The organism is Treponema sp. (genome assembly GCF_017430385.1).
Taxonomy (GTDB): domain Bacteria; phylum Spirochaetota; class Spirochaetia; order Treponematales; family Treponemataceae; genus Treponema_D.
The window spans coordinates 1-11,014 of sequence record NZ_JAFRNB010000067.1 but is presented as its reverse complement, the minus strand read 5'-3'; the positions used below and the strand labels follow the sequence as shown (position 1 = coordinate 11,014).

Sequence of the window (11,014 nt, the reverse complement as noted above, 5' to 3'; positions counted from 1 at the left end):
CAGGGATAGTAACTGTCCGAGTTTTGTGTTATGATTGCTCATGTCTGTAATTCCTTTTCTGGTAGAAAATTGTGTGGTAACAAAACTCTACCACGAATTACAGACTTTAAAAAGTACCTAACTTATCTTGGACAGTAGTGTCTTCGTGCCGTCTTCTTCCCAAAAAATACTGTAGTTACGAGCATCGAGGGCTTTAAGAATAATCATTCGCTCGAAGAAGTTCATATCTATAAGTTTGACGGATGGATTGGCGGCGGCTGTTTTGAAAGGTGCGGCGTTGAAATCCCTGATTCCGAATTCAATGGCCAAAGGAAGATGAAACTCGTTGAGTTCCCTGAGAATCCGATTAATCTTAGAGGTTCATGCTTTTCTGATACGGAAGTCGAAAAATTCATCATTCCGGGAAAATCTTATACCGTGGAGGAGTGGGTGGCCTGGTGCAAATCTTTCGATCCAAAAACAGGCCTTATAAAAGAAATAACTGCTTCAAGCGAGCTTGATAGTGCAAGTGGAAAATACTCAGTCAAAAATCTTGCGAACGCTCACTGGACAAGCTGGGTTGAAGGAAGCGAAGGAGACGGAAGCGGGGAGAGCGTCACAATCACTTTGGAAGAGCCTACCACGATCCAATATATCTGCATCAAAAACGGATTCGGAAACCTGGCTTATTATTGGGCAAACAACCGTCCAAAAGAAATTAAAATCATTCTTGACGATGATGAGAAAAATCCCCAGAAATACACTTTCTCTGACACGCCTTTCGCTCAGTACATAAACCTTAATATGTACGACAAACTTTACTCGAAAATCAAGATTGTAATCGAAAGCGTCTACAAAGGAACTGATTCTGCTAATGACTGTGCGATTGACGAGATTGCGGTAAATGCGGGAATCTCACGCAGGCAGATTTACGGGGCTTACTATGACTCTGATGCAGTTCCATATTTTTATTCCCCGGAAGTTCAGAAAATCCTCAAAGCCCTTTACACCCTCGATGTCGGAAGTGAGAATGTCCGCGTGAGCAAAGACGGCTTTGTCGATGTTAAGACAAGTGGTGAGGATGGAGAAAGTTACTGGACTCGGCCGAGCGGGGCTTTTTCCGGAACTTTATACCGTGGTTTTTCGCCTGGAACTGGCGGCGGTTACAGCTACAATTTGTTCCACATCTATCTGAATCCGAACGGCGAGCATTATCTTTTTACATGGCATGACCAGAGCTACGGCGTGTTCGAGCTTTATCCGTCTAATCTGAAAATCTACGCATGGAAAAATCAGAGCTGGAAGGAGCAGACGGCGACAAATCATTCTTCTTCGCTCGACGAGATTTTCAAGGCACTTTCTTTTATTGAAAAGCGGGATTTGTCTTATGACTTTGGTATAAGAGAGGAGGATTATTATTCTGATGTAGGAATTACCGTTTATCCGAAAGGCGGGGCGATTTGTCTTTCTGTTCCGCTTAAGTTTGAATATGATTCTGAGAAAGGCGTTTTCCTGCCATATAAAAAGACTGCTGGCACGGAGCTTTCTTTCGGAACTGTCGATTCACTCAAGGCTCTGGGCGACTGGAAGGCTGATTTTGATAAAAACGGCTCTCATAACTCTTACGACCGTCCGGTTCAGATTTTCTGCTATCCGGCATGTTTTAACCCTGACCCGAAGATGGTGAAATTCCTTTCTGAGAGCGGATTTAAGGTCGAAAATGAAGAAAAAAATGATTCTGAGGAAAGAGGCCCTCATAATTTCTCTGTTTTGGAAAGCTGGCAGGCCGGAAAAAACAATGAAGAGGTTCGGGCTGCTCTGATTGAGGCTGGTGCTGCATATTCTCCGAAAATGCTTGAGACGGCATTCAAAAATCATAATCTTTCGGCTCTCTCGGAACTTCTTCCTCTTGTCAAAAAAGAGGAGCGAAATGTGCTTCTTGGGCTGATGGGGGATTATTACAGAAGAGAAGTCGAGGATAGAAAACAGCCTGTGGAAAAGACTGTGGATTACATCAAAAATGTCCTAGTCCTTATGCAGAAAACAGACTCTGATATTTCTGGAACTTTCTGGAACTCAGGGCTAAAGTTGAATCTAACTCTTGTGGAAGATGCCTTTCACATGATGGACATGGGTTCTTACCGTTATGTTTCACCGATTCCGCTTCTTGACCTCTATCAGTCTCTTGGGTTAAAAATCCCTGAACAGATTACGACATGGTGGTCCAGAGGCAAAAATGGGAACAGCACCCCGATTTCAGCTATGGCTAACTTGTGGATTAACAATCTCTTTACTGAGGATAGTGAAATTGATCAGAATGAAAAATCGCTGAAGCTCCGCCAAAGAAAAGAACTTGAAGTCCTGCTCGATTATCTTCTTAAGCATGGGGTTAGCATAAATGCCCGCTCAAAAACAGGTGAAAATGTCCTTCATGCTTTTTGTACAAATACAAACGAAAAGGACTTTGCGGCAATCCGTTTCTTTGTCGAAAAGGGGGCTGATGTGAACATTAAAAATGAGCGCGGGGAGACTCCGCTTGCCATGCTTCTGAACGACAGGGAAGGCTCTGACGGTACTCAGGCCGCCATAGAATTCCTTAAAGCGCACGGAGCAAAATCCGAATAAAAAAAAACATAAAAAAAGCGGATGCCGATTGCTTAAAATCAAAACTTCCGCTTTTTTTGTCGTTCTCCAGCTCTGAAAGTGGAATTGTAATCGAGCCGAAAAGTCTTGAAAGCTCAACCCTGTCCTCATACAATTTTAGCGCACCGCCACGAAGCTTCACAAATCCACCAAGCGCATACCTGTAAACCGCATTTGAAAGTTTCAAACCTTCTTCCATTTTTTTTCTCTTTTTGTTTTAAATTATTTCGACAGCTGCTTCTTCTAGGATAAACGGCTGTTCATTTGATTTGTCATAGCTGAATTCGCATAAAACCCGGCAGTAATCTTTTTCAGTTGTCCTCGAATTCAGGTCAACTAATCCGTAAAGGGTGTAAACTGTTGTCTTTTTGCTGATGAAAGTCAGGTCGATGCTGAGCGGGGCGTCAGAATCCAGGTCATCCAGAAAATCAATTCTTGACAGGAAATATTCGCCGCATGTGTCATACTGAAGGTTGTTCTCAAAAATCAGGGGTTTTGCAGCCATTAGTGCCTGCTCCATGATTGAATCAAAATTCTCCTCAAAAAGCGACTTGTATTCCTCATCTTTAAAGTATTGCTCCGGCGCACGGAGATTTTTGATTGTGACCGGAGTGTTGTCTTTGTTCTCTTTCTCTGACTCACGCCTTGTCAAGACATAGTCCTCAAAAGAAACGGAAACGATATGCTCGCTCTCGTCAACATCAATCAGGAAAAGCATGAGGTACAGGCATGAAAACGGCAGGACATAGAAAAAAATAGTGAGTTCCGCAAGAAAACTGATGAATCCGAATTTCTGGATGTCGTCAGCTGCAAGGGAGCCGTAGAAAATCAAGGTCGCAATGAAAAACACTGCCGCGCACACTATAAATGGCTTTACGCTCTTTTTTTCTAAGCCGATAAATTTCCGTATTTTGTCAAAAATCAAAATCGCGGCGAAATCAAACATCGACAGTGCGAATGCCAGAAGAAGGGTAACATGCATTTCTCCACGGAACAATCCTGTTTTGTTAAAGCAGTCCGAAGTCAGTCCCACTGCAAACGAGAGCGCCATTATGATTACGAGAGCCTTGTATGTCTTCTTTTTTGTAATTGTCATAGAGCTTCCTTAGCCTTTATTTTATCGTGTACAGAACGCCGCCTGTGCGACCGAATATTTCCGGCTCGTACATACATTCTGCATTTACCGGCGGTGTCGGGAATACACCCCGGCGAACTGCACGGAATTTGAATTCCGCTGTTGTCTTTCCTTTGCCGAAACTGTCCCAGAAGAACTGGATTTCTGCATTGTAAATAGCCTGATTGCTCATGTAGTGGTCGCTTCCGTAGAAGTAGCCTGAGTAATAATCGCGGTCACTTGAGTACTGGCCCTGGCCACTTGCGTTTTCGGCTGCATCCGGGCTTGTTACGAAAGTCGCGTCCAGAATCTCCCCTCCGCTTGGAACAGGCGCACGCAATGCGATGAAGTCACGGTCATAGCTTGAAGAGAGCGTGAGCTTGACTTTGTAAGTTCTTCCGCTTTCAAGCTCAATGGTCGTGTTCTCACCGTTTGCCTTGATTTCTTCTCCTGTGGCATTGTCGTAGAGCTGCATTACGATTCCGAGACCCATATCTTTTGGTGTCTGCAATTCTTCTGGAATTGCGTAACGAAGAGTCGTAGTGTAGTAAAGTGAGCCTTTTCCCTTCTTTGAGAAGTCCAGCGGAAGCTCCGTGTCTTTTTTGACCGAAGCAATTTTTGCATCGTCGAACGGAACTGTGACAGTGACAGGTTTTGCCGCCGCACCCTTGAACTCGCCTTTTGCAAACTCTCCTTTGTTGAAGAGGGCAGTAGCGTTAAGGTTCGTTTTGTCGAGGTTGTTTGTCTTGATTACAGTGTGAATTGCATCCAAAACTCGTGCCGTCGTTGCCGTGTTCTTCCAGTAGCCCGCACGCTGATTGCTCAAAAGTGAGTAAACAAGCCTTGTGTTGATTTCATCGTCCTTGTCGAGCTGTGTGAAAAGCTGCAAGGTGAGGGCCAGGTTCTCGGCCTCGTCTCCGTAGTAAGCATAAGCCCATTTCGGAGCGTTCGGATTCGTGATGTCGATTCCGCGGGTTGTCGGACGAGTATATGTTCGGATAATCCTTGCCGCTTCTTTTGCATTGAATGAGTTCGTTCCGTCTTTTTCGATTGAAGCCAATCCGATAAGGGCGAGGGCTGCTATATCCTGCCTGTCACGGTTAAGGATTGAGTTGAGCATTGTGTCTGCTACTGGCTTTCCGTTCAAAGCAAGAACATAATAACTGAAAGCACGGCAGTAGTCGCTGTAGTATAGTGCGATTCTTTCATATTGGCTCTGACTTCGGACTCTAAGCTCGGCTTTCTTTCCAAGAGATTCTGTCTCCTCGTAAATATAATCGCACAATTTATTGATATCGACACCCAAATCTTTGTCAGAGTAACCGCGTTTCTTTGCGAGGGCGTAGATATGCGCGATTCTTGTAGAGACAAAGAGATTTGAATAGTGTGAGGTCGGCCAGTAACCGAATCCTCCGTCTGAGTGCTGGCAGTTTTTCCAGGTCTGGAAGTAAGATTTCACGCATTTTCTGATGTCTGTGACTTCGCTTTCAAGTCCGAATACATCGATGTAATCCTCAAAAACAACGAGAGGAAGAACTCGTGAACTCTGCTGCTCAAGGCATCCGTAAGGATATTCAAAAAGATACTTGACTGCGCCGCCCAAAAGTCCAAGACGGGTCGCGTCAAGGGTGACTGAGAGAGAGCCGTTCATGTCCTTTGCATAAGAAGGAATTACGACCCGCTCCGTCGCGCTTTCATCTTTTTCATTAAGCTGGCCTGTTGCCGTTACCGTCTCAAAAATATACGGACGCTCGATTTTGATTGGAGTGACAAGCCTTTCGTTCAAGATGTCGCTCTTAATCGTAAATTCAAGCGTTACAAGACCTGCTTTTTCGGCTGCCAAATCAAAGTAGACTGTCGTGTTTGCTCCGCTCGGAACGTTTATCTTGTGTTCAGTTTTTCCGTCAACAAAGGCCTTTCCGTCTTTTAAAGTGATTCCATTTTCTTCGGCCTTTTTCTTGTCATTTTCCCTGAGTTTGAGAGAGACAGTGACATCGTGAGCCTTGTCATCAAGGTTTGTAAGAAGAACGCCAAGCTCAGCCGTATCTCGTTCCCTCAATTCCCTTGGCAAAACCTGCTGGACATTAATCGGATTCTGAACGGCGATTTCGTCTTCCTGCAATGCCAAAAGTTCTCCGTTCACGCCGAAAACAGTGACCCGGTAAGTCGTGAGAGTGTCAGGAAGCTTGAAACGGACTGTGACTTTTCCGTTTTCGTCAGTCTTAAGCATCGGCTCAAAAACTGCCGTCGGGTTAAAGTCGCTCCGTTCATTCATTTTGTCGTCCTCGTCACTGTCACCGCCCTTAAGATTTTTGACCTCATAAGTGACAGGATCCATGAGGTATGCGCGTGAGTCACCGCCCCAGACCTGAAGAGGGAAGTTACTTGTGTTGTAATAGAAAGAAATCGGATCCGGAACATGATAATTAATCAAATCAAGAACGCCGCGGTCAACTGCCATCAATGTAAGCTCTGCGTTTGCGAGCGGTTTTCCGCCCTTTGTAGCAGTCAATGTGACTTCAGCCTCTTCGCCCGGCCTGTAAGAAGGCTTTGCGCTCTCAACTTTTACAGAGAATGATTTTACGCGTGGATTTACGAAAACTTCTGTTACGCCGTAGAATCCCTTCGGCTTGTCCAAGTCTTCTTCGCCATATTCGTGCTTAGGCGCGCCCTGCCGCACTGAATAAGAAGAGATTGAGACATAGAACACTGGAACATAATTTCGTGCAACTGGAATGTCGATTACATGAATCTGACCGTCCAAGTGACGAACTTCCTCAGTGAAAATACCCTCTCGCTCAACTGTGATAAGATAATTTCCTTCCGGCAAAGTGCTTTCAAGCAAAATGTGTGCCGTTTCGCCAGGATTGTACTGATTCTTGTCCGGGGTAAGTCTCAAAGAAGATGCATCTTCCTGATACCAAGAGCATCGGCCACTTCCTGTGACGAAGAATTTGTACTCGGTGATGACCGTTCTTCCCTGTTTGTCGCTTGATGAGAGCTGAATCTTGTGGTAGCCAGGCTCTTTTGGAGTCACGATGATTTTTCCGGTTGCTGAAAGATTTATGCTTTCTTCGACTTCTGTGAGTTCTGTTTTTTCGTAACGGCTGTAAATGTCGTTGACACCCTGCTGCTGAACAAGGTTCCAGTCTTCGCGGGTGAGCTTGACTTCAATTTTCTTGCCGTTTCCCGTGAGAAGTGAAGCCATCTTGTCATTTGCGACCAGCTTTCCGTCCGGGCTTGCCAGTTTGTAAGTGAAAGTGAGTTTTTCGCCTTTTCGTGCGAATGCTGACTGCATCTCCGGCTTAGAAAGTCCAATGTAATAGCTTGCCGGATGGACAATCGTAATGCCCGAAGCAGAGACTTCCTGATTTGATACATCTGTGACATCAGCACTGACCCTGTAGCGGTAAGGCGCACCCTTGATTGATGCGCCGCTTGTCTCGCAAGAAAGCACTGCGTTTCCGTTGGCGTCCAAAGCACCAGAATCTTCGCGGATATGAGAGCGTCCGTCATCTGAATTTGCAGGGCCGAATGTGTACTGCTTGAAATCCGGCTCGTCGCTCGTAAAATACCAAGACTCACGGAACCAGTTTGTCTCAAATTTTGCGCTTGCCAGTGCCCCGCCTGCAAGGTAGCTTGCGTTCAAGTTTGCCTGAATCTTGTCGCCGGAGATTAAAGGTGTTTTTGGCATTGCAACTGCTGTCTGGAATTTCAGTCGCTCGAAGAATGCAACATTGATTCGCATCTCTTGCCTTTTGCCGCCGGCCAGTCGCTGATAAACGATTTTGTAAATTCCTGGCTCTATGTCCTCTGGAATAGTGAATGAGCCGTAGAATCCGCCCGATTCGCTTGTAAATCCTTTGATTTTTCCATATTCCTTTGCATCACTCCAGGTGTCTTCCATTAAAGTGACCGTGTAATCTTCGTCAGCATTTGGAATGAAAGTTCCTAAAACCTGATTTCGGTCGATTCCACGGAATGAGACTGTTTCGCCTGGTTTGTAAAGTCCTCTGTCACAGAACATGAAGATGCGTGGAATACCTTCGATTTTCTTTGAGGCTCGTCCATAAGAATAGATTCCAGATCTCCATGGAGCGTGGTCATCAGGCTCAAAAAGAATCGCGTCGCCATCTTTTTCGACATAAATCGCAGGATCTGACCAATAATCGTTATTGTAGACTTTTGAACCTTCTCCCTGCTGAATTTCAATCACGGCCAGTCCATTTTTGTCGGATTTTGCAGAAAGACCGCCCCTCTTAATCTCATCAAAAGGCGCTTTCCTGCTTTTATAGGCGTAAACTGTCGCACCTTCGACAGGTTTTCCGTCCGAAAGCTGAGTTACCATGGCGACAATTCTGTTCATTCCGTATCGGACAGTGACACCAAGATTCGTGACCTGAATTGTCATCCTGTTTGTCTCTGTATAGCTTGTTGACGAATCCCATTTCGTTGGTTTTCTAGGAAGCTCTATATTCGCATAAAAATCGACCCAGCCGTAGTTGCCTTTGAGTTTGTCGTCAAAGCTTACGATTTCAAAGATTCGCTCGTCTTTCGGAGTGGTTTTCAAATCAGTGCGGCTCTGGTCAGTCCAATCCCTGTTGTTTAGCTCAAAAGGATATGCCGTGTTGTCCAGCCAATAAGAACCTTTCTTGATGTTCTGGTACTCAAATACAAGCCTGTGCGGGAACTGGCTTTCGAGCATCTTTGCTCCGCTGTCCGTAAACTTAACAGTGCTTTCCGGGCCTGGCACTTCGATTGTGATTTTGATTGAATTGCCGCTGAGATTCAGGTTTCTTCCATATATATCTTTAATATTTTTGCTGATTTCAATCGTGTATTTTGAATGGAATGTGACAGGGAGGCCGTAGACTTTGAGAGTGCCGCCTGAGACTTCAAAATTATCTTTGGTGAAAGGCATTTTCTCGCCCTTGTCGCTTTTTACCGAAACCGCCGTTAGAATTGAGTTTTCGTCAAGCAGGTGTGAGAAGTAGATTCTGACAGGATTCGTGTATTTTCCGTAAGAAGAGCCTTCGCTGTTATATTCATAGACGAAAGGTGTGAGGGTGTGGAAGTTTGCTTGGACATCACCATTGATAACAAGGCGGACTTCCTCATTGTAAGGAATGTTTTGTGTCCACTTGTAAGTTACGGTGTCAATCATGTCCTGATGAACGGTGAAAGGAACTTCAGGACCTTCTTTTCCTCCGTAAATAATATATGATATGTTTTTGAGTTCTTCCGCTTTTACCTCATAATTGAACTGAACCCGAAGCTCTTTTGCGCAGTCAGGCGGAACTTCATTTTTGTCAACCCACTTGCTTCTGGAATATCCTGGTGCAGACCAGATGGCTTTGAGCGGGGCGGCTTCCGTTTTGAAAACATGCTCGCCTGAGAGTGATTTTCCGTTTATGGATTTTATATTTTCTGAAACTGTGATTGTGTAGACCTCAAGAGGATTTACGGCCTCTGTCGTATCAAAAGAGAGCAGGGAAGTGCCGTTCCATCGGAAAACGCCTTTTACTGGCGGCTCGATTTTTAAGAATTCGTTGGCATCGCTCTGCTGATTGACGGCCGCAAGTGAAACTACCGGCTCCGAAAAAAGCACATAAAATGAAGGAAATCTCACATCGCTTGGAATCACGCCCTGCGGCCCCCAGTCAGTTACTGTGAAAGGCTCGTCTTTTTTTGCCTTTTTGCCCTTTGAAGATGAATCCTCGGACATTTTTGTGACTTCCGGAATCTTAAAATCAGTTTTCTTTGTGTTGTAAGAAGTTTTGTATTCAGAAAGTTTTCGTAAGCCCGGAATGATGCTTTCAATCTTACCGCCGCTAACCTTTGGCGCAGATAGGCTCAGCTTGCCAGCAACGCTCTCAGGCTCCGGCTCATAAGGCGTGTAGTCCGGCGTAAAGAAATCTCCGACATCATAAACACGCTCGCCTGTGCTGGAAACACTCTGCGTAATCTTGTTGGAAGTTCCCTGATATACAAAGGTACTTTTTTTCTTATTGCATGAAGAGATTCCGACAAAAACAAGGCTCAAAGCCAAAACGGCTGAAAGAATGCCAAAAAACTTTTTCATAAAAAAATCCTCACCGGTAAATCGATGAGGACATTATAATTTATTTATAGAAAATAATAAACCGTTATTTTTCAGGCAAATTCGCTTACTTATTCAGTAATTCTGGTCGCTTTTCTTTAAAGTTTCTCAAAATGACTTCAAATTCGATGATTTGTTCCTTCATTTTCAGGTAAAGTGCGTAAAAATCTTTCATTTCTATCTCGGTTCCGTGATTTTGACTCAGAAATTCTTTTCGCTCGTCCTGAAAGCATTCGGCGATTTTGTTTATCTGCTCGCGTTTTTCTTCGGTCGTGGTGCGAGTGTAAATCCGTGTCGTTTCGATTGAGCTGTGACCGAGAATGTCGGCAAGGTCGAAGATGTTTCCGTTCGTCTTCATGAATGTCTTGGCGAAAAGATGTCTGAAATTGTGCGCGTGGACTTTTTTCGCTTCGATTCCCGCGAGTTTTGCGATTTTGTGCATTGAGCGCCAGATTGCTGATTTGTCTGTAAGAGAATTTCTGTCTTTCCCATGAAAAATGATGCCCGACTCGATTCCGTTTTCTGCGCAATAGTCGGCGAGGAGCGAACGGATTTTGTCGGGGATTATGATTTCTCGTGTTTTCGCCTTGTTCGTGATGATGATTTTCCGCTCGGCGAGGGCTTCCTTAGTAAAAAAATTCAGTTCACTGACTCTGATTCCCGTACAGGCAAGCACCTGCATAATCGCCGAAATTTTTTTCTTCTGATAAAAATTCGCTGTCTCGATGAGAACCTTAAATTCTTGTGCTGAGAGAATGTTGTCTAGGCTCGTGCGCTTTTGAATTTTGAAAGTTTTTGCGTGCAAATCGTAACGGTCGAGGAATTTAAGATAGATTCCGAGTGAAATTAGCTTTGTGTTCGCGCTTGATTTTTTCATTTCTGTTGAAAGTTTTTCTTTGTAGCGCAGAACGAGCGTTTTTGTGATTTCGCTTTCGCCGCTTTCTCGCGCAAAATCTGCGAAAGAGCGTAAGTCGCGCAGATATTTTTTTATCGTGTTTTTTGCCTTTTCTTGTTTTTTCAGGTGTTCCGCAAATCTGCCGCAATTTTCAAGAAATTCATTCAGTGTGATTCCTTCGACCATGTTTTTCTCCTAGTTTAAAAAACGAAGGAAAGGGGGCAAAGAAATACAACATTTCGTTGACTTTTGCAAGTCTTTTTTTCAAAAAAATTCATTTTTT

The 11,014-nt window shown here is 44.5% G+C and carries 5 protein-coding genes; 1 reads left to right on the top strand and 4 read right to left on the bottom strand.

The window, feature by feature from the left end:
- Positions 1 to 315 precede the first annotated feature (315 nt).
- Positions 316 to 2,604 carry an ankyrin repeat domain-containing protein gene (locus IJJ71_RS04685; RefSeq protein WP_367113218.1) on the top strand — a complete coding sequence of 763 codons (2,289 nt, stop codon included), beginning with the start codon at positions 316 to 318 and terminating at the stop codon, positions 2,602 to 2,604.
- Here IJJ71_RS04685 and IJJ71_RS04680 read toward each other — a convergent pair.
- The 4 genes from IJJ71_RS04680 to IJJ71_RS04665 all read right to left on the bottom strand — a co-directional run bounded on the left by IJJ71_RS04680 (position 2,576) and on the right by IJJ71_RS04665 (position 10,917).
- On the bottom strand, positions 2,576 to 2,821 hold the full coding sequence (locus IJJ71_RS04680) for a hypothetical protein (protein ID WP_296845610.1): 246 nt from the start codon (positions 2,819 to 2,821) through the stop codon (positions 2,576 to 2,578). The two genes, IJJ71_RS04685 and IJJ71_RS04680, sit on opposite strands and share 29 nt — an antisense overlap.
- Positions 2,822 to 2,839: 18 nt before the next feature.
- A complete protein-coding gene (locus IJJ71_RS04675) occupies positions 2,840 to 3,718 on the bottom strand; it encodes a hypothetical protein (RefSeq protein WP_296845609.1) in 879 nt (292 codons plus the stop codon).
- 16 nt (positions 3,719 to 3,734) lie between these two features.
- Positions 3,735 to 9,818: an alpha-2-macroglobulin family protein gene (locus IJJ71_RS04670; RefSeq protein ID WP_296845608.1), complete on the bottom strand. Its 6,084-nt coding sequence runs from the start codon at positions 9,816 to 9,818 to the stop codon at positions 3,735 to 3,737.
- A gap of 85 nt (positions 9,819 to 9,903) precedes the next feature.
- Positions 9,904 to 10,917 carry a tyrosine-type recombinase/integrase gene (locus IJJ71_RS04665; RefSeq protein WP_296845607.1) on the bottom strand — a complete coding sequence of 338 codons (1,014 nt, stop codon included), beginning with the start codon at positions 10,915 to 10,917 and terminating at the stop codon, positions 9,904 to 9,906.
- Between the last annotated feature and the right edge of the window lie 97 nt (positions 10,918 to 11,014).